At 64.6% G+C, this 19,798-nt stretch carries 18 protein-coding genes; 9 read left to right on the top strand and 9 right to left on the bottom strand.

Translation table 11 applies throughout. The features are described 5' to 3' along the window. Positions 1–12: 12 nt before the first annotated feature. Both AC56LN_RS19880 and AC56LN_RS19875 read left to right on the top strand, forming a co-directional pair. The gene (locus tag AC56LN_RS19880; RefSeq protein WP_499574350.1) at positions 13–2,586 is read left to right on the top strand and encodes a circularly permuted type 2 ATP-grasp protein; all 2,574 of its coding nucleotides are present in this window, start codon (positions 13–15) and stop codon (positions 2,584–2,586) included. Next, positions 2,583–3,512: a transglutaminase family protein gene (locus AC56LN_RS19875; RefSeq protein WP_499574349.1), complete on the top strand. Its 930-nt coding sequence runs from the start codon at positions 2,583–2,585 to the stop codon at positions 3,510–3,512. Before AC56LN_RS19880 ends, AC56LN_RS19875 begins: the two co-directional genes overlap by 4 nt. 281 nt (positions 3,513–3,793) lie before the next feature. On the opposite strand, the gene AC56LN_RS19870 is transcribed toward AC56LN_RS19875, so the two are convergent. Further along, positions 3,794–4,624 (bottom strand): lectin OAA family protein, encoded by an 831-nt coding sequence (locus AC56LN_RS19870; protein WP_499574348.1) that lies wholly within the window; start codon positions 4,622–4,624, stop codon positions 3,794–3,796. Between the two features lie 294 nt (positions 4,625–4,918). Here AC56LN_RS19870 and AC56LN_RS19865 point away from each other — a divergent pair, with 294 nt between their 5' ends. Next, complete coding sequence (locus AC56LN_RS19865) at positions 4,919–6,283, top strand: diguanylate cyclase domain-containing protein (RefSeq protein ID WP_499574347.1); 1,365 nt, start codon at positions 4,919–4,921, stop codon at positions 6,281–6,283. Here the strand turns inward: AC56LN_RS19865 and AC56LN_RS19860 are convergent. After that, entirely contained in the window at positions 6,271–6,957 is a 687-nt protein-coding gene (locus AC56LN_RS19860; RefSeq protein WP_499574346.1) for a hypothetical protein, read from the bottom strand. The two genes, AC56LN_RS19865 and AC56LN_RS19860, sit on opposite strands and share 13 nt — an antisense overlap. A 161-nt stretch (positions 6,958–7,118) precedes the next feature. Between AC56LN_RS19860 and AC56LN_RS19855 the strand changes: the two genes are divergently transcribed. Beyond that, positions 7,119–7,850 carry an HAD family hydrolase gene (locus AC56LN_RS19855; protein WP_499574345.1) on the top strand — a complete coding sequence of 244 codons (732 nt, stop codon included), beginning with the start codon at positions 7,119–7,121 and terminating at the stop codon, positions 7,848–7,850. Here the strand turns inward: AC56LN_RS19855 and AC56LN_RS19850 are convergent. The 6 genes from AC56LN_RS19850 to AC56LN_RS19825 all read right to left on the bottom strand — a co-directional run bounded on the left by AC56LN_RS19850 (position 7,799) and on the right by AC56LN_RS19825 (position 14,990). Beyond that, positions 7,799–8,266 (bottom strand): hypothetical protein, encoded by a 468-nt coding sequence (locus AC56LN_RS19850; protein ID WP_499574344.1) that lies wholly within the window; start codon positions 8,264–8,266, stop codon positions 7,799–7,801. The genes AC56LN_RS19855 and AC56LN_RS19850 overlap by 52 nt on opposite strands. Then, complete coding sequence (locus tag AC56LN_RS19845; protein WP_499574403.1) at positions 8,259–9,413, bottom strand: MGDG synthase family glycosyltransferase; 1,155 nt, start codon at positions 9,411–9,413, stop codon at positions 8,259–8,261. Before AC56LN_RS19845 ends, AC56LN_RS19850 begins: the two co-directional genes overlap by 8 nt. Before the next feature lie 160 nt (positions 9,414–9,573). Beyond that, positions 9,574–11,403 carry a glycoside hydrolase family 15 protein gene (locus tag AC56LN_RS19840; protein WP_499574402.1) on the bottom strand — a complete coding sequence of 610 codons (1,830 nt, stop codon included), beginning with the start codon at positions 11,401–11,403 and terminating at the stop codon, positions 9,574–9,576. A 19-nt stretch (positions 11,404–11,422) separates the two neighbouring features. Beyond that, the gene (gene otsB, locus AC56LN_RS19835) at positions 11,423–12,202 is read right to left on the bottom strand and encodes a trehalose-phosphatase (protein ID WP_499574343.1); all 780 of its coding nucleotides are present in this window, start codon (positions 12,200–12,202) and stop codon (positions 11,423–11,425) included. Beyond that, positions 12,199–14,487 carry an alpha,alpha-trehalose-phosphate synthase (UDP-forming) gene (locus tag AC56LN_RS19830; RefSeq protein WP_499574342.1) on the bottom strand — a complete coding sequence of 763 codons (2,289 nt, stop codon included), beginning with the start codon at positions 14,485–14,487 and terminating at the stop codon, positions 12,199–12,201. Before AC56LN_RS19830 ends, otsB begins: the two co-directional genes overlap by 4 nt. A gap of 131 nt (positions 14,488–14,618) precedes the next feature. Continuing rightward, positions 14,619–14,990, bottom strand: coding sequence for an Rrf2 family transcriptional regulator (locus AC56LN_RS19825; RefSeq protein ID WP_499574341.1), 372 nt, complete (start codon positions 14,988–14,990; stop codon positions 14,619–14,621). Positions 14,991–15,150: 160 nt separating this feature from the next. Here AC56LN_RS19825 and AC56LN_RS19820 point away from each other — a divergent pair, with 160 nt between their 5' ends. Further along, positions 15,151–16,137, top strand: coding sequence for an alpha/beta fold hydrolase (locus tag AC56LN_RS19820; protein ID WP_499574340.1), 987 nt, complete (start codon positions 15,151–15,153; stop codon positions 16,135–16,137). Between the two features lie 8 nt (positions 16,138–16,145). Here the strand turns inward: AC56LN_RS19820 and AC56LN_RS19815 are convergent, their stop codons facing one another. Beyond that, entirely contained in the window at positions 16,146–16,685 is a 540-nt protein-coding gene (locus AC56LN_RS19815) for a hypothetical protein (protein ID WP_499574339.1), read from the bottom strand. Here AC56LN_RS19815 and AC56LN_RS19810 point away from each other — a divergent pair. From AC56LN_RS19810 to AC56LN_RS19795, 4 genes are all read left to right on the top strand, one after another. Next, positions 16,684–16,818: a hypothetical protein gene (locus AC56LN_RS19810; protein WP_499574338.1), complete on the top strand. Its 135-nt coding sequence runs from the start codon at positions 16,684–16,686 to the stop codon at positions 16,816–16,818. The two genes, AC56LN_RS19815 and AC56LN_RS19810, sit on opposite strands and share 2 nt — an antisense overlap. Before the next feature lie 208 nt (positions 16,819–17,026). Further along, positions 17,027–17,647 (top strand): choice-of-anchor J domain-containing protein, encoded by a 621-nt coding sequence (locus AC56LN_RS19805; protein ID WP_499574337.1) that lies wholly within the window; start codon positions 17,027–17,029, stop codon positions 17,645–17,647. A gap of 80 nt (positions 17,648–17,727) precedes the next feature. Next, entirely contained in the window at positions 17,728–18,138 is a 411-nt protein-coding gene (locus tag AC56LN_RS19800) for a post-PEP-CTERM-1 domain-containing protein (RefSeq protein ID WP_499574336.1), read from the top strand. A 2-nt stretch (positions 18,139–18,140) separates the two neighbouring features. Beyond that, positions 18,141–19,628: a PA domain-containing protein gene (locus tag AC56LN_RS19795; RefSeq protein ID WP_499574335.1), complete on the top strand. Its 1,488-nt coding sequence runs from the start codon at positions 18,141–18,143 to the stop codon at positions 19,626–19,628. The last annotated feature ends 170 nt before the right edge of the window (positions 19,629–19,798 follow it).

Here is a 19,798-nt window from a genome sequence, read left to right as displayed (position 1 = left end):
AGCTGCACGCCAATGCCCAATCAACTGCTTGCCCACTATCTGGCTGCGCCGGATGGTTTCGATGAAATGCTGGGCGCCGACAAGGCGCCGCGCGCGCACTGGCGTGCGATGCTCGCCAACCTGGGGCACGAAGCACCGGACATGATGCGCCAGCGGATGGAGATGGTGCAGCGCCAGGTGCGCGAAAACGGCGTCAGCTACAACGTGCTGGCCGATGCCGGCACCCGGCCGCGCCAGTGGGACCTGAACGTGCTGCCGCTGATCCTGCCGCACGAGGAATGGAGCGGCATCGAAGCGGCCGTGATCCAGCGCGCCACGCTGCTCAACAAGATCCTGGGCGACGTGTATGGCGAGCAGGCGATGCTGCGCGAAGGCTTGCTGCCGTCGGCGCTGATTCATGGTCACGCGGGCTTTCTGCGCCCATGCCACGGCATGCGTCACCACGACGACGTGGCGCTGCATTTCTACGCGGTCGATCTGGCGCGCGCGCCCGATGGCCGCTGGTGGGTGATGGCCGACCGCACGCAGGCGCCATCGGGCGCCGGCTACGCACTCGAAAACCGCTCCATCATCGCCCCCACCTTCCCCGACCTGCTGCGCGAACTGAAAGTGCAGCCGGTGTCGCCGTTCTTCCGCACGATGCACGACAGCCTGGTGCACTGGGGCCGGCTCTGTGCGGCCCATGGCGACAAGCCGGCGCCGCTGCGCGAGGGCGAGATGCCGCTGATCGTGCTGCTCACGCCGGGCCCGCGCAGCGAAAGCTATTACGAGCAGGCCTACCTGGCGCGCTACCTGGGTCTGACGCTGGTCGAAGGCGGCGACCTGACGGTGCGCGACGGCGTCGTCTTCATCAAGACGCTGGCCGGGCTGCACCGGGTGCACGTGATCATGCGCCGGGTCGACGACGAATCGTGCGATCCGCTCGAGCTGCAAAATTCGCTGCTTGGCGTGGCCGGCCTGACCCAGGCCGCCATGCGCGGCAATGTGGTGGTGGCCAACAGCCTCGGTTCGAGCCTGCTCGAGTCGGGCGCCCTGCTCGGCTTCCTGCCGGCGCTGTCCAAGCGCCTGTTGGGCGAGCCGCTCAAGATGCCATCGGTGGCCACCTGGTGGTGCGGCGAACCGGCCGCGCTGGAAACCGTCATCGCCCGGCTCGATCGCCTGGTGATCAAGCCGAGTGGCGCGATCCCCTTCCAGCCGGCCGTGTTCGGCCAGGATCTCGACGGCGAGGCGCGCGCGGCGTTCATTGCCAATCTGCGCGCCAATCCCAACCACTACATCGCCCAGGAACTGGTGCGCCTGTCGCAGGCGCCGGTGTGGAAGGATGGCCGCGCGCCCGGCCTGCAGGCGCGCGCGGTCGGCCTGCGCGTGTTCGCGTGCGCCACGCCGAATGGCTACGTCGTGATGCCGGGTGGCCTGACCCGCGTGGCCACCGGACCCGATGCGCGCGTGCTGACGATGCAGATGGGCGGCGCCAGCAAGGACACCTGGGTCCAGGCGCGCGCCCGCGTCGACACGCACCGCCTGCAAAAGAGCAGCATCACGGGCGAAGACCTGGTGCGCGAAGACAGCAACCTGTCGAGCCGCGTGGCCGAAAACCTGCTGTGGTTCGGGCGCCATGCCGAACGCAGCGACAATATCTGCCGCCTGCTGCGGGTCGCGCTCAATATCCTGTTCAATGTGCGCTTCGACCAGCGCGGCGCTGAGTGGCCGACCGTCGAGGCACTGTGCATCTGGTTCGGTTTGCTCGATGCGCAGCGCAAGCCGGCTGCGCCCGCCGTGGTGGGCTCGGCCACATTGCCAGGCACGGCCAGCGCCCTGCCGGCCCCGATCTTCACCGATGCCGAGATCGAATCGGCGCTGCTGCTGGCCGTGGTGTCGCCCGCCGTTCCGGGCCTGGCGCGCCAGCAGCAGCAATTGCACCGGATCGCCGGTCAGCTGCACGAGCGCTTCTCGGTCGACAACTGGCGCGCCCTGAACCGCATGGTGCAGCCGGTCGCGCCGCCCGGCGAGCGGCCGTCGCAGTCGGGCGTCATGACGATTCTTGACGATGCCGCCGCGGCGCTGATGACGCTGGCCGGCTTCGCCCTCGACGGCATGGTGCGCGACCTCGGCTGGCGCTTCATGTCGATCGGCCGGCGCCTGGAGCGCCTGCAGTTCCAGGCGGTCGTGCTGCAGCGCGCACTGGCGATGGACGAGAACGGCAATCTCGACTGGGTGCTCGAACTGTCCGACAGCATCATCACCTACCGCGCCCGCTACCGCGCCCAGCCCGAATGGCTGCCGGTACTCGACCTGCTGCTGCTGGACGAAACCAATCCGCGCTCGATCGTGTTCCAGTTGAACGGCATCATCGGCACGCTGGGCAAGGTCACGCAGGCCCAGGGCGCCGGTGGCTTGGACCTGTTGACGCCACTGAAGGCCGAGCTGACGGCGCTCGATCCGGGCGTCGACCTGAAGCACGGCAATGCGCTGCTCAGCGACCTGCTCAGCCGGATCGGGCAGGCCAGCGCGGCCTTGTCCGAGCAGATCGGCGTCCAGTTTTTCAGCTATACCGCCAACGGCCGGCAAAGGAACCGTACCTCATGACCGATTTGCTGCCGGGCGCCGTGGGCGCCGATGTGGTCGCGCGCTATCGCGTGGTGCACGAGACGCGCTACAAGTACAACAGCATGGTCACGCTGTCGCAGCAGTACCTGCACCTGACGCCGCGCTCGTTTTCGTGCCAGCAGACCGAGTCGCACCTGATCTGGCTCGACCCGGTGATCAACGACAGCAACGAGGGCGTCGATTACTTCGGCAACATCACGCGCCACGTGGCGCTGACCGTGCCCCATGACAGCCTGCTCGTGCACGCCGAATCGACAGTCTCGCTGCGCGCGCGCTACACGCTGGCGCAGATCGCCGGTACGCTGCCGTGGGAAAGCGTGCGCGACATGATGGGCAAGGAAAAAAGCGCGGCCACGCTGGAAGCCTGCCGTTACCTGTACGCGTCGCCCCATGTCGCCCTGTTCCCCGAACTGGAAGCGTATGCGCGCGAGAGCTACGTCCCGGGCCGCCCGCAGCTCGACGCAGCGCTCGACCTGACGCACCGGATCTTCGACGATTTCGAATTCGACAGCAAGGCCACCGACATCTCGACGCCGCTCGACCAGGTGCTGCGCGGCCGGCGCGGCGTGTGCCAGGATTTCGCGCAGCTGATGATCGGCTGCCTGCGCAGCATCGGCCTGCCGGCACGCTATGTCAGCGGCTACATCCTGACGCATCCGCCGGAAGGCAAGCCGCGCCTGATCGGGGCCGATGCGTCGCATGCGTGGGTGTCGGTGTTCTGTCCGGCACTGGGCTGGGTGGATTTCGATCCGACCAACCGTTGTCTGGTGCAACACGAGCACATCACGCTGGGCTGGGGCCGCGACTTCAGCGACGTGACGCCGATGCGCGGCATCGTGCTGGGCGGCGGCAAGCAGGAATTGGACGTGCAGGTGACGGTGACGCCGCTGCCGTTGACGGGTTGAACCGCAAGCGCTGGCAATGAATAGCAGGGCCGGGGAATACAGCCGGGGTCAGGTCTGACATTTGGACACGGACTCTTCCTTAATCCCTTCGCCAGGGGGTTTATAGATAGATTTTTGTCGAGCTCATGTCCGAATGTCAGACCTGACCCCGATTGTGTGGTTGAGCTTGTGTCCGAATGTCAGACCTGACCCCGGTTGTGATTTGACCCCGGTTGTGATTGTGACCCCGGTTGTGATTGGGGGCCATGCCGCTTGCGGGCGCATGGCCGGTGCTGCGTTAATTACATCGGCAGTTCCGTACCGCGGTAGCCGATTGCGCCTTCGCCGTTGTAGGTCATGCCACCGTGCAGGTCATTCCCCTGGTTGCCGGACGTGACATTCAGCGCCACGCTGGGCTGGCCGGCGCGGCAGCCGATCAGCCAGACACCGCCCGGATGCCATGCGGACGACGTGTCGCCCCACTGGTTTTCGACCTGGTAGTTGTTGCCGGCGACCGCCGTGGCGCGCACGCGGATCGGGCCTTCGCCCGCATACGTCATCGTGCCGGTCAGGGTCTTGCCGCCATCGTTCGAGGTCAGGTCGACCGCGAGCACCGCCTGGTCGCGGCAGCCGAGCACGGAGATGCCGCCCTGGTGCCACGGCGCGAACGCGCCACCCCACTGGTTTTCGACAGCGTACACGGCGCCGTCGCTCGTCTGGCTCTGAAAGCCGATCGGGCCTTCGTCGCTGTAGGTCATCGTCCCCTTCAGCGTGGCGCCATTGTCGCCCGATTCAACATGGATGGCGACCACGCTCTGGCCAGGGCGGCAGCCGATCACCCACGTCCCGCCCGGATGCCACGGGGCCGACGAACCGCCCCACTGGTTTTCGACAGTGTAGGTGTTGCTCTGGGTGAGCGTGGCGCGAAAACCGATGGCGCCTTCGCCTGCGTATTTCATTTGTCCGGTGAGCGTCTTGCCGTTGTCGCTGGAAGTGAGATCGAGCGCCACCACGTGCTGACCGGGCCGTGCGCCGATGATCCACATGCCGCCTTCATGCCACTGCGCGGAGGTACCGCCCCACTGGTTCTGCACGTGATGCAGATTGTTCGTGGCCTTGCTTGTTTTGGACATGCCTGACTCCTTCTTGACCTGCGCAGCAGAACGGCGCTGCCCCGATAACGCGCAGGCTGGCTGCGCCTGACGACCCTGTTGATGGTGCTGTTTTGAAGCCGCTAAATCTCCTGAGCGAACTTTATTTTGCGCTAGTTATCCGAGTAAATTATTATCAAAAACGCAGGTTTCTTAAAACCGGAATCTTCCTACGGATGTGCTTCGTGATTGCCTGAACGGGCACCCCGTGCGCATGACGCCACGCCCGGACCCGTACACCGGATTCTGAGAGCGAATGTCATTTAGAATATGTTCATGGAATACACTGTCCGCGCCCCGATCGCCAACTTCACGGACCTGCTGCTCGACGCCGTCTGCATGGTCGACGCCGGCGGGCGGTTCGTGTACGTCAGCGCGGCCGGCGTCAACATCTTCGGCTATACACCTCAGGAAATGATCGGCATGCGGGTGATCGACCTGGTCGCACCCGTCGACCGCGACCGCACGCTCGCTGCGGCGCAGGACGTCATGAATGGCAAGGTCCACACCAACTTTGAGAACCGCTACCTGCGCAAGGACGGCAGCATCGTGCATATCATGTGGTCGGCGCGCTGGTCCGAGGCCGACCAGCTGCGCGTGGCCGTCGCGCGCGACGTGACCGTCCTCAAGCAGGCGCAGGCGATGCAGTCGGTGCTGTACGCGATTTCGGAGGCGGCCCACGCAAGCGACGATCTGGCAGGCCTGTTCGAGCGCAGCCACGCCATTGTCCACGAGCTCTTGCCTGCCTCCTGTTTCGGGGTGGCGATGTGCGGCAAGGCCGGCCACGACATGCACTTCGACTACCTCGTGGACGACGGCGCCCCGTGCGATGCCACGTTGATGCTGCTGCTGTGCGAGGCAGTAGCGCAGCGCGCTGCGCCACTACTGCTGCCGCCGCCGCCGGGCGCACAGGACAGCCTGCCGGCGCCCTTGCGCGCAGCGGCGGCGACCATGGCAGGCAGCGCGCTGGCCGTGCCAATGACGACGTCCGATGGCGTCGTCGGCGTCATCGCGCTGCGCAATGGCCCGGATGACATGCCGTACCGGACGCAGGACCGGGACCTGCTGGTGTTCGTGGCCGATCAGCTCGCCGCTGCTGTCGGACGCCGGCAACTGCATGCGCAACTGCAGTTCATGGCCCTGCACGACGAGCTGACCCGCCTGCCGAACCGGCGCCTGTTCAACGACCGGCTCGACACCGCGCTCGCGCATGCCCGGCGCCAGCAGGAACGCCTGTCGCTGCTGTTCATCGACCTCAACCGGTTCAAGCAGGTCAATGACCGTTTTGGTCACGCCTGCGGCGACCAGTTGTTGCAGGAGCTTGCCCGCCGGGTCTCCGGCTGCCTGCGCAATAGCGATACGCTGGCGCGCCTGGGCGGCGATGAATTCGTCGTCCTGCTGGAAAACGTTACCCTGCCGGCCGATGCGGAGCCGGTGCTGGACAAGATTCACCTGGCACTGGCGCCGCCGGTCGAACTGGGCGACGGGCACCGGCTGCAGATGTCCGTCAGTGTCGGTGTCGCGCATTATCCCGAGCATGGCGGCACGCGCGACGAACTCCTGTCGCATGCGGACAAGGCGATGTACGCCGCCAAGGCGCTCGCAGCGCTTGCCGGATCAGGGGCGCATCAGCCGGCCTGATCGGCGTCCCTGCGTCCCGGTCCCGACGCCAGCCCGATGGCCATGCCACCACCGCCGCCGCCGCCATCGGCATTGCCCCCGCCATTGCCACCACCCCGGTTACCGCCAGCCTCCCCCTTGCCACGCGCTGCGCCGCCCTGGGTGCGCGTCGGCCCCTGCAGCGGGATCAGCACGTCGGCCGGCATCGGCCCCAGGTCCAGCGCGCTGCGGATGAAGCCGCGCAGGCTGATCACCAGGTCTGCCGTGTGAATCGGCCGGCCGGCGGCCATGTCGGCCGCAGCCTGCCCCGCCAGCCGGCAATGCTCTTCGGTGCCCAGCAGCAGGATGTCCGCCAGCGCGGCCTCGACGGCATCGCGCATGCGGCGCGACCGTTCGGAGCTGAAGGTTTCTGCGGCCACGGCAATGTCGCCCTCCCCGGCCCGGGTGCGCTCGTGCAGGTCGCGCAAATGGGTCGGGTCGACCGTCAGCTGGCCGGTGAACGAGCCGCCCAGCGTGCGGTAGGCTGCGATCAGCGTCTTGAGACGCTCGTTGATCTGGCGGTTCATGCGCTCGCGGCGCTGCTGGATCGTCTGCATGATGATGAGGCGAATCCCCACGCCAAGCAGGGTAATGATGGCAAGGCCGATGATGGTCGTCATCGCCCCTTGCCACGAGCTGAAATCCATGGAACGCATGCTTGCCTCGACAAAGTCCGGAGAATACCAGTGTACCGATTCGGCGCCCGGCCACACGCCGTTTGTCATACCCCTGTCATGACAGCGCCCGATGATGACGTACAGTGAGCACCGGCAAGGTTGGCAAGCCGGTCCGGTCAACGGCATCGGGAGCGCTGCACATGTACAACAGTGATAAACGGCTTCTCATTCTCGACGCGGATGGCACCACCATCGATGCTTTTTCCGCGATCGCCATGGCCTTCGGGCAGCACGGCTGCGTGCTCGGCGCCGAAACGGCGTTCCAGAAACGGCACCACCTGCTCAAGTACGTGGGCGGCCTGAAGCAATTCCCGTCGATCATCAAGAAAAACCTGCGCAAGAACAGCCGCGCCAAACTGGTCGACACGCTGACTGACATCTACCGGCAGGAAGCCCGGCTGTACGACGGCATCCCCGACCTGATCCGCGAACTGATCGCCGCGCCCGGCATCACGGTGGGCATCGTCACGCGCAATATCACGATCGAGCCCCTGGAAACGCTGCGCCAGCTGTTCCTGCGCCACGATATCGATATCGGCGCACTGGATTTTCTGGACCATATTCCACTCAAGGACAAGAAGACGGCGTCGTTCCGGGCGGTGCGCGAGCGCTTCGGCATCAATCCGGCGCGCGGCTATATCTGCGGCGACGAGCACAAGGATTTCACGGCCGCCGCCCATACCGGCATGCACCCGTTCATGGTCTCGTACGGCTTTGAAGACTACGATCGCCTGACGAACAAGTTCGACATTCCGCCGGAGCTGATTTCTCGCACGTCGGGCGAGTTATGCGGGCGCGTGCGCCATGCGCTGGACCTGGTTCAGGCGCCGTACCAGAACAGCAGCATGCTGACGGCGCCGAACAGCCAATAATCGATCGGTGCGCCCAGCGCCCAGCGCTTGTGCCACGCCACATGCACCTGCTTGAAGCGGCGCCAGCCGAAGGCCGGGTTGATGACAAACCACAGGTAATCCTCGACGATCCAGAACAGCATGATCGACGCCATCACCGTGGCCTCGAGCTGCCACGACCACTGGCCCATGACAAACAGCGGGAAGTGAAACACCAGCCCGATGAACGAAAACATCCACAGGTGGTAGCCGGTCAGCGCTCGACCGCCCCAGAAGATGTCGAGCAGCAGATGCTCCTCGATGCGCCAGGTCGGCAGATTCGCCGCCCAGCCCGCCTCGCCTTCAATCTCCACTTCCACGCGCGCGAACAGATACGCCAGCGCCAGCACGGCGCACACGGTCGCCACGAGCCTGGCGCCATCGGCTAATTCAAACATGGGCGGCATCCTGTTGGCGGGCGGCTTGCACCAGGACGGTTTCGACGACATGACGCGCAGCCTGCGGGCGGCCAAGGGAGCGTGCGCACGCGGCCATCCCGGCCAGTTTTTCCGGGTGCGCCATCAGGTAGCGGATGCGGTAGTCGAGCGTCGGCAGATCCACCGCCTTGAGCGCGGCGCCATGCTCGAGCAGATAATTGGCATTGTGTTCCTCTTGCCCCGGGATTGGCGCGTTGACGATCATCGGCACGCCCATCGCCAGGCATTCGGCCGTGGTCGCGCCGCCCGGCTTGGTGATCACCAGGTCGGCGCACGCCATCAGGCGCTCGACGCGGTCGGTGTAGCCCTGCGGCGCCAGCCGGCCCGGGAAGCGCACGGCCAGCCGCTGCAGCGCGGCCAGTTCGGCGGCATTCTTGCCAGCCAGGACGATCAACTGGAAATTGCCGGGAATCGCCAGCAGCTGCTGCGCCACGCGGTGCAAGCCGCCCAGACCGGCGCCGCCGCCCATCAGCAGGAAGGTCGGCAGCGCCGGATCCAGGCCCAGTGCGCGCGCGCATTCGGCGCGGTCGTGGGTCACGGAAAACGCCGGCATCGTGGGAATGCCGGCGACGTAGATGGCATGGGCAGCAACACCCTGCCCGTGCATGCGAAACGCCACCTCGTCGTTGGCGGCGAAATAACCGGTGACGTGGGGCTGCAGCCACATGCGGTGCAGGTCGAAGTCGGTCACCTGCACCCAGAGCGGGCACGTGAGTTTTCCGGCGGCGATCTGCTGCGACAGCACTTCGGCCGGCTGGAAATGGGTGCAGATGATGGCGTCGGGTTGCAGAGCGGCGATTTCATCGGTCAGGGCGCGGCACGCACGCCGTTCGATCCGGCGCCGCACACGACTGAGCAGGCCATCCGGGCGGGCCGCATCGGTCCAGCGGTAGATGTAACGCCACAAGCCCGGCGCGCGGGCGATCAGGCGAAGATAGAAACCGGTGTAGACCTTGCGCAGCAGCGGTGTGGCGAAGGCCATCGCATCAAGGTGGATGACGGTGGCATCGGGATGGTCGGCCGCGGCGCAGGCGCGGATGGCCTCGGCAATCCGGGTGTGGCCGGCACCGGCGGGGACACTGAGCAGAACGATGGTCTTGCCGGCCATGCTGCGCTGGAGTTCGCCCTCTTTCACGAGGGCCGCTTTCCGGCCTGCGCCAACGCTGCCATCCGGTCAGGCGAAGATTTCTGCTTCATGCACACTCCATCGCAACGTGATGCGACAGAGTGTGAAGGCCGATTATGACCCGGCCATGACCATCAAAAAGTTAAACCACGCTGTTCCACGGCTTGGACAGGCGCATCGCGCAATTGATCAGGCCAACCATCGAATACGTCTGCGGGAAATTGCCCCACATTTCACCCGTGACAGGATGCGTGTCTTCCGACAGCAGGCCCAGGTGATTGCGCGCCGCCAGCATGGCTTCGAACACGACGCGTGCTTCGTCCTCGCGGCCGATCCGCGCCAGCGCATCGATGCGCCAGAACGTGCAGATATTGAAGGCGGTTTCGGGCTTGCCAAAGTCGTCCGGCGCTTCATAACGGCGCATGTACGGGCCGTCGCACAGCGATTTTTCCAGCGCGTCGACAGTGGCGACAAAGCGCGGATCCATCGGGTCGATGAAGTTGATCTCGGCCATCAACAGCACGCTGGCGTCGAGGTCGCGTCCGCCCAGGCTTTCGGCAAACGCCTGGCGCTCTTCGCTCCACGCCTCGGTCAACAGACGATTGCGGATGATTTCCGCGCGCTCGCCCCAGAACGTGGCGCGCTCGGGCAGGTTCAGTTCTTCGGCGATCTTGGCCAGGCGGTCGCAGGCTGCCCAGTTCATCAGCACCGACGAGGTGTGCACGCGGGCGCGCGTGCGCAGTTCCCACATGCCGGCATCCGGCTCGTCGTACAGGCGGAACGCCTGTTCACCCACGGCTTCGAGTTGCACGAACTCGGCATGCCCGGCACGGCGGAACAGGCGGTGATCAAAGAAGGCCTGCGCCGCGCCGAGCACGATATTGCCGTACACGTCGTGCTGGAAGTGCTCCTGCGCCTGGTTACCCACGCGCACCGGCCCGTTGTTGCGGTAGCCGGGCAAGTGCTCGATGATCGATTCGGGCAGCTCTTCTTCCAGCCCGATGCCGTACAGCGGCTGGATATGCCCGCCCTTGGCGCGCGCCACGACATTGCTCAGCCAGCGCAGATAGTCTTCCATCGTGCCGACTTCCGACAGGCTGTTCAGCGCCCGGATCACGAAGAACGCGTCGCGCAGCCAGCAGTAGCGGTAATCCCAGTTACGCTCGCTCCCCGGCGCTTCCGGGATGCTGGTCGTCATCGCGGCGATGATCGCGCCGGTGTCTTCGTACAGCGACAGTTTCAGCGTGATCGCGGCGCGTATGACGACGTCCTGCCACTCGAGCGGCAGCGCCAGGCGGCGCGACCAGGTGCGCCAGTACGAAATCGTCTCGAGCTCGAAGCGGTGCGCGGTGTCCTTGATGCCGTCGGCCAGCGTTTCGTCCGGCCCCAGCATGAAGTTCAGCGGCCGGTCGAGCAGGAAGAACGACTCCGACATGACGTAATTGAGCGACGCGTCCGTGTTCAGGCGCAGCGTCTGGTCGGGACCGACGTAGCGGATGTGGTGGCTGCCCTGCGTGATCTCGGGCGCCTTGGCGCCGTACTCGAAGCGCGGTCGCATGATCACGCGAACGCGCACGCCACTGCCCAGCGGACGCACGCGGCGTACCAGCATCAGCGGGCGGAACATGCGGTCGCGGCTCAGGAAGCGCGGCGCGAAGTCGGTGATCTCGATGCCGTTGCCGCCGCTGTCGAACAGGCGCGTGCGCAGCACCGCCGTGTTCGGTTCATACACCTGCTCGCTGCGGGCGAAGTCTTCCAGCTCGACGCTCCACAGGCTGCCCTTCTCGCTCGGATCGAGCAAGGCGTTGAAGACCGGGTCGCCGTCAAAGCGCGGCAGGCAGCACCAGACCATCCGGCCCATGCGGTCGACCAGGGCGCTGAACGCGCAGTTACCGATCACGCCGCAATCGAGCGAACCGGTGGGGTCGATGGTGCCCCGTGCTTCGAGGGGGTTCGGTAGTGCGGTGCTCATGGTCGACTCGTGGGAATCATCATTCATGGGGTATGTCCTTTCCAATGGTTGGCGCGGCGGCCGCTTGCGACAGTACGATGCGCAATTGTTCCGCCGACGCGATGCGGCACTGGGCCACAGTGGGGCCCGGGCCGACCTTCAGGCCGATCCCGCCAATACTTTGTACTTGTGCAAAACCTGCTTCATCGGTCGTGTCGTCGCCGATGAACAGGGGCCGGTAACCGGCGAACGGCGCGTCGGCCAGGAAGTCGCGGATCGCCGTGCCCTTGCTGACGGCGTTCGACTTGACCTCGACGATCATCTTGCCTTCCATCAGCAAGAGACCCGGGCTGGCGTCCACCGCCACGCGCATCGCGTCGGTGCACAGCGCCTGCAACTCGGGCGCCTGGCGGAAGTGCAGCGCCAGCGCGCCGTGCTTTTCTTCGACCCACAGGTCGGGATGGCGCGCCGCCAGTCCCTGCGCGGCCTGACGCACCAGGTCGAAGTCGGGCGGCGCCAGGCGGCGCACGACGCCGTCGACGCCGCGCCGCTCCATGCCGTGCACGCCGGCCGCAGGGAACGTCAGCGGTGCCAGCAGTTTGTCGAGCTCGTTGATGGGCCGGCCGGACACGAGGGCCAGCCGCCCGTTCAGGCGCGCCTGCAGCAGCGGCAGCGCGGCGTGCAGCACGTCGGTGACGATCACCTGGTCGGGCAGCGGCGCGATGTCGACCAGCGTCCCGTCGAAGTCGAGAAACAGCGCGCAATCGGGCGCGGCCAGCAGGTCGAGTGCGGCCTGCAGGTTGTCAGTGGCAGTGGTCATGCTTCCCCCCTGCGCACGCGGTCCTGGCTGAGCGAGACGATGCGCGACTTGACGCGCTCGCGCTGGCGCAGGCGCGCCGCATCCTGCAGCATGCGACCGGCCCAGCGATACACGTTGAAATCGCGCACCCGGCGGCGCATGCTGCGCATCCGTTCGCGCTGTTCGTCGCGCGGCATGCGCAGCGCCTGGTACAGCGCTTCGGCGCCCTCTTCGATGTGGTACGGATTGACGATCAGCGCTTCATGCAGCTCGCGCGCCGCGCCGGTGAACTGGCTCAGGATCAGCGCGCCGCCTTCGTCGTCGCGGGCAGCGATGAATTCCTTGGCCACCAGGTTCATGCCGTCGTGCAGGCTGGTCACGCTGCAGACGTCGGATGCACGGAAGTACGTGCGCAACTGGCGCTGTTCGTGGTGCTCGGTCTTCAGCACGATCGGCAGGTAGGTGCCGCTGGCGTAGCGGTCATTGATCCGCTGGGCCAGGCCGCGCACGCGCGTTTCCAGGTTCTGGTATTCATCCAGCGACGAGCGGGTGGGCGCGGCGATCTGCACGAACGTGAACTTGCCGATCATTTCGGGATACAGCTCGAACATGCGCTCGACGGCCTCGAAGCGCTCGACGATGCCCTTGGTGTAGTCGAGGCGGTCGACGCCGATGCCCAGCAACTGGTCGGCCGGCAGCGACAGCGCCTCGCGGATCTCGGCGCGGCAGGCGGCGATATCGGGTTCGCCCGGGATCTCGTCAGGCCATGCGATGGAAATCGGGTACGGCTTGACCTGCGTCAGCTGGTTGCCGTAGCTGACGGTCGAGGCTTCGTCCTCGATGCGGGTTTCCAGGTAGCGGTCGACCGTGTCGAGGAAATTCTTGCGGTGGAACGGTGTATGGAAGCCAAGGATCGTGCTGCCCAACATGCCATCGAGGATTTCTTCGCGCCATGGGCAGATGCCGAACGACTCCGGATTCGGCCATGGGATGTGCCAGAACGTGATGATGGTTGCCTTTGGCAGCACCGCACGCACCATGCGCGGCAGCAGCGCGAAGTGATAATCCTGCACCAGCACGACCGGGTTGTCGGAGCGCGCTTCGGCGATGACGGCGTCGGCAAAGCGTTGGTTCACGCGCACATATTCGGCCCAGTCGGTCGAGCGGAACACGGGGCGCACGTGGGCGATATGGCACAGCGGCCACAGGCCTTCGTTGGCAAAACCGTAGTAATAGCCCTGCTCTTCTTCCTTCGACAGCCAGACGCGGCGCAGCGTATAGCTCGGGTTGTCCGGCGGGACCGGCACGTGGTCGTTGGCGTCGACTGTCTCGCGGTCGGCCGAACCGGCGCCGTGCGCGATCCAGGTGCCTGAGCAGGCGCGCATTACGGCTTCCACCGCCGTGACCAGGCCGCTGGCCGGACGCTGGACTTTCACGCCATTGGGTGTGGCCACGTGGATGTAGGGCTCGCGGTTCGAGACCACGAGGATCTGGTCGCCAGCCAGGTCCTGGTTCAGCAGCTGCTTGAGCGTTTCGGGACTCCAGGTCGTTGACTCGACCGGGCTGGCGGCCAGCTCGCGCTGGTAATCGTTGAGCATGGCGCGGAACTCGCTGGCCAGCGGCGCCATGTCGCCTTCGGCCGGCACGAGCTCGGTCGCACCGGCACGTGGCGAGCGCGGCAACAGTTCACCGCGCAGCATTTCACGCATGCCGGCCACCCAGCCATGCCAGCTCAGGTGGGCGATGATCACGGTGATCATGGAAATCGCACCGGCCATCAGCACGAACAGACCGAGGACGTATTTCTTGGTATCGGCGCTGCGGCGCTCGATGAAGCTCATGTCCTGCACCAGCACCAGGCGGCCGGCAGAGGCACCGTTCTGCATCAGCTCGCGCGTGGAAACGTGGACCGGACCTTCTGCCAGGCGCACGACCGGATTGGACGTCGAGCCATCTTCCTCGTTGCTGATCTGCCCGTCGCGGCAACCGAGCGTGGCCGGATAGGTCGAGGTCTTGTACAACAGGATGCCGTCGGTCGAGCACAGGGCCAGCGCGTACAGGCGCTCGTCCTGTATGGCGCGCTCGAACGCGTCGTTGATGCGTTCGCCGGAACCATCTTCGAGATAGGTCAGCAACGGCTGTTGCAGCGTGCTCGACACCAGGCGCGAGCGCGTGTCCAGGTCACGCACGAACCAGCGCTGGGTGAGATTTTCCATCCACGGAATGGCAAAGTACCCGAACAGGGCCAGCACAAGGGCCAGGGGAACGATGAACCGCAGGGAGAGTTGAATGGATCTGAAGCGCATGGAGCTCTTTCAATGGGACGAAGCCGCCGACCGATTGATTATAGCTATCTAAAAATTATCTTGTCGCAATGGCATGCAACGGTGTCGAACGGGGCGGGATTGGCTGGCAAAAGCGCCGCGCCCGTCATGCATCATGCGGGCAGGACGATCTGGTCAGCGATCGCGGCAAGCGTCATACCGCGCATGCGCTCGAGCATGAACGCTTCTGTCGCCCCGAACAGCGCACCGAGTTCGCCGACCACGGCATGCTCGACCGGACAGACCGGGTGATCGACCGCGGCCGCGATCGCGATTGCCTGCGGCGAACCCAGCGCCTGATAGACATCCAGGATCGTGATGCTGCCAATGTCACGCTGCAGCGACCAGCCGCCTCCGGCACCGCCATCCGATTTCACCAGGCCGGCGTGCTTGAGCGAACCCATCGTACGTCGCACGACGACCGGATTGGTCTTGAGCATCAAGGCAATCGTGTCGGACGTCGTCCTGCCACCGCGTTTGCTCATGTGAATCAGCACATGCAGCATGCGTGACAGTCTTGCGTCATATCTCATCATTACCCCCACGTAAGCAATTTTAAATCCGTAACACATGATGTTACGCCACTTGACCCAAGCCAATCCGAAACATATGATGTTACGCATCGACTGAACAATGGAGGGCAGCATGCGACGCAACTCGGCCAACGTCAACGGCATCACCGTGTCTTATCTGGAGGCCGGCAACGGCCCGACCCTGCTGCTCTGCCACGGTTTTCCGGAAACGGGCGATGCATGGCGCGCGCAGATCCCGGTACTCGCCGCGGCTGGGTACCGCGTGCTGGCGCCGGATCTGCGTGGGTTTGGCGCGTCGTCGGTGCCACTGGAAATCGATGCTTATACCGTGTTTCATGCGGTGGGTGACCTGATCGGCCTGCTCGATATGCTGTCCATCGAACGCGCCATCGTCGTCGGTGCGGACTGGGGCGCGACAATCGCGTGGCAGCTGGCACTGATGCGGCCAGACCGTATCGCAGGTATCGTGGCCCTGGGCGTGCCGATGATGGCACGCTCGCCCATCCCACCCACGGGCCTGTTTCCCCGTAAGGATGACGCGCTCTTCTACACGCTGTATTTCCAGGAACCCGGCATTGCAGAGCAGGAACTGGAACGCGACATCCCGGCTACCCTGCGCAAGATCTACTACGGCGCGTCGGGCGACGCCGGCCCGCGCTGTGCGGGCGACAGCACATCCAATCCGTTCGGCATGGTCGCGCCCGCGCGCGGCATGCTTCACGATCTGCCCGACCCTGCCCAGGTGGCCGACTGGCTGGCATCCGGCCTGAATGCGGCTGTTGCAGCCTTCCAGCGTGCCGGATTCCGTGGCGCCCTGAACTATTACCGCAACCTGGACCGCAACTGGCAGTTGCAGGGCAGCCTCGACGGCATGCAGGTCAGCGTCCCTGCCGTGTTTGCCATCGGATCACGCGATCCAGGCATGTCGATACCGGGCATGGACCGCATCATTCTTGATATGCCCAAGCTGGTGCCGCAATTGCACGACACAGTGACCATCGACGGTGCCGGTCACTGGCTGCACCGGGAGCGGCCCGGCATCGTGAATGATTTGATCCTGTCATTCGCTGACACGGTCCGGGCCGATAGTGCGACCTGAACGCTGTTTCAACCCGGCACGCGTTTCATGACGAACTCGGCGCGTGGCCTGGCGTGTCGTTCCAGGCGGTAAGTGAGCACGGTGCCATCCTCGCTGACGGTGACGGTCCACAGATTGGTGTCAGCGCCGGGAACCAGTCTGGCGGTGTAGGCGTCAGCCAGGAATGCCTGCGAGCGTGCCGTGCCGCCGCGCTGCGCCATGCCGCCATACATCGTGACCCTGTCGGGCGTGCCATCGGCGTGGCGGTGGTCATGGCGCAGTTCCAGCCCTGCTGCAGGGTTCGTGAAAATCCATGTGCGCGAACGGTCTTCGCCAACCTTCACCGGCATGCGCACATCCGCCGTGCTGCAGATGACTTCGGTCGAGATGGTCTTGTTGGCAAATTCGTTGTTAGGATCGACCGCATAGGTCTGGCCGCCCTCGAAGCGCTGGCCGCACATCGTCCTGAGTGTCGCCATGAAGCTGTCGCCATCGACCGGCGCCGGAGTAGCAGCGCAACCGGCCAGCAGGCAGGTGGCCGCAAGTGAAATAAAAAGAGGATGGATCATGGTCAAGTTCCAGAAAAAAGCACTGCGCGCCTCGCCTGTCGCCACACTGCCAAAAAATCAACAAAACCTACTGAATGGCAACAAAATAGCGCGAGCGCATGAATTGAAAAATAAAGTGTCGTTATTTTTGTGACAAGCGTATGAAATTTGTCGGAAAATCTTACAATTATTTACGAAATTTTCATTCTGAAAGAAATTCCTCATAGAAATCAACGCGTTGTTTTGCTGGCACGTAATGTGCATTAGCTCGCATAGTCGTCGAATGATCGTTACGACACCCGATACAGGGCCTGTGACACGAATGCAGTCCCGTTCATCGTACACACTTGGAGCGCATCAGAATGAAGAAAGCACTTGTAGCATTGCTGGTTTCCGGAATGATGTCCTCGGCGTTCGCCGGGGTCGTGATCAACGAAGGTTTTGATGATGTAAGCAGCCTGCAGAACAAAGGCTGGATTCTGGCGAATAACAGCACCCCGGCCGGCACCACCCCAGGCTGGTCCCAGGGCGACCAGAATGTATTCGCGGCCCAATCCGGCGCACCTGAGAGCTACATTGCGGCGAACTACAACAATGCTGCTGCTGGCGGCACGCTCAACAACTGGCTGTACACCCCGGAATTCTCGACCCTGGTCGGCGTCACCGTATCGTTCTGGCTTAAAGCAGCAAACGATGAAGGCTTCAGCGATCAGATCGCCTACGGTTTCGCCAGCGCGAGCGGCGTTGCAGCTGATCTGGTTTCCCTGACCGTCGGCAAAGACGGCTGGACACAGTACTCGGCCTATATCGGCCCACGCGAGGGCACGTCCCGTTTCGCGTTCCAGTACTTCGGCGCTGCTGACGCAGCAAACTATGTTGGCCTCGACTCCGTCGTCGTCGATGTGCCTGAACCGTCGAGCATCCTGATCCTGGCCGCTGGTGCCATGGGCCTGGTTGCCGCACGTCGCCGCAAACGCGCCTGAGCAAACCAGGTCACGTAGTCCGCCGAAGCGCGCTGCGCTTCGCACATTTTGCATCGAATATGTTTTTCCAGGAGATTGTCATGTTCCAGAAACAACAAGGCGGCCTGCGCGCACTGCGCGCCGCCGGTATTGCTCTTGCCCTGATGGGTTTCGCCGGCCAGTCCGCCATTGCCCAGGAAGCACCGGTCGCCGCGAATGAGTCGCTGACCGTCGTGCGCGATGCCGAATCCGGCAAACTGCGTGGCGCCAGCGCTGCCGAAGCCGCTGCACTGAAAACGCAGTCCGTCCGGGCGACCGCACGTATCGCACCGAAAGCAACGCTGCAGAAATTTCACAGCAGCGGCGCGCGCGGCGCGCGCCTGACCGACGAGTTCATGACCACGTCGGTGGCAGTGCGTAACCCAGACGGCAGCATCACCGTCACGCACGGCGACACCCAGAATGCCGATTCGACCGGCCACGTTCACACCATTACGCCTGTCACGGAGTAATCATGCGCACCCCATCCTTCTCGCTCACCGCCGCACGCACCGTGCTGGCCACCGCCAGCATCCTGACCTGCATCGCCGCGCAAGCTGCGACCATCACCATCGAGAGCCGCGATCCTGCAGGCTTCGGCTTCAACGATCCGACCCCGGTTGCGCCAGTCGGCGGCAACATGGGCACGACGCTCGGCCAGCAACGCATGAACGTGTACCGCTACGTTGCCGATATCTGGGAACGCAATCTCCAGAGCGACGTGACGATCACCGTGTCGGCCGGCTGGGAAGCGCTGACCTGCACCGCCACCTCGGCCACGCTGGGCAGCGCCGGTGCCTGGAATATCTGGAATAACTTCCCAGGCGGCAAGCCAAACACCTGGTATCCAGCAGCACTGGCCAACAAGCTGGCCGGCGTCAACCTGACCAACGGCATCCCTGACGACGGCACCGGCTACGGCAACGTCGACATCAAGACCCAGTTCAACGTCAACCTGGGCCAGCCGAACTGCCTCGCAGGCAGCACCTTCTACCTGGGCCTGGACGGCAAAGCCGGCGGCCAGGTGAACTTCGCCGCGACCCTGCTGCACGAGCTGGGCCACGGCCTGGGCTTCTCGGTCGTCAGCGTGCAGACGTCGACCGGCTTCCGCATCAATGCTGCAGGCTCGGCCTATGTCGCCAATGGCGGCCTGCCAAGCGTGTGGGAAGAGTACATGTACGACAACACGGCCAAGAAGAGCTGGCTGAACATGACGTCGGCCGAACGCCGCGTCTCGGCAATCAACCCGCTGGGCCTGGCCTGGACCGGCGCCAACTCGGTTGCCGGCGCCAGCATCCTGCGCGGCACGCCACTGCTGAAATCGGCCAGCCCGGCCGGCGCCATCCCGACGATGGAATTCAATGCGTCGTCCTTCGGCCCGGCAGTGCCAGCTTCCGGCAAGCTTGGCGTGCTGGCCACGATCGCGCCTCAGGAAGGTGAAATCGGTCCTGGCTGCTCGCCATTCGATGCAGCCAATGCCGCAGCTGTCCGTGGCAAGGTACCGATCATCAATCGCGGTGCCTGCGCGTTCGCCCTCAAGGTGAAGAATGCGCAGGACGCGGGTGCGATCGGCGTCGTGCTGGCGAACAACGCAGCAGGCGCGCTCGTTCCAGGCGGCACCGATGCTTCCGTCATCATCCCGTCGGTGGGTATCACGCAAGCGGAAGGCGAACTGCTGAAAGCGGCCGTGGCTGCTGCCAAGCCATACGGCTCGCGTGCACAAGCCGGTGCGGTCACTGCAACCTTTGCCGTTGACAACACCCGCAAGGCCGGCGCCGATGCCCTCGGTCGTCCGCTGCTGTACACCCCAGCGACGCTGGCGCCAGGTTCGTCGGTCTCGCACTGGGACGTGACGGCATCGCCAAACCTGCTGATGGAGCCAAGCATCAATTCGGACCTGACCCTGTCGGTGTCGCCACCGCAGGATCTGACGCTGCCGCTGCTGAAGGATATCGGCTGGTAATCGTTGGGCAGATCGTTTCACGGCGCCTGGCGCCGTGAAACGCGCAAATAAAAACGCCACCTCGAAAGGTGGCGTTTTTATTTGCTGAAACCGGATCGTCGATCAGAAGATCAGGTACAGGATCACCAGTACAACGACCGGGATACCCAGGAGCCAGCCAATGAAAAATT

The organism is Telluria sp. ZT3P26, assembly GCF_059686035.1.
The sequence above is the reverse complement of the archived record's forward strand: the minus strand, read 5'-3'. Positions and strand labels throughout refer to the sequence as shown.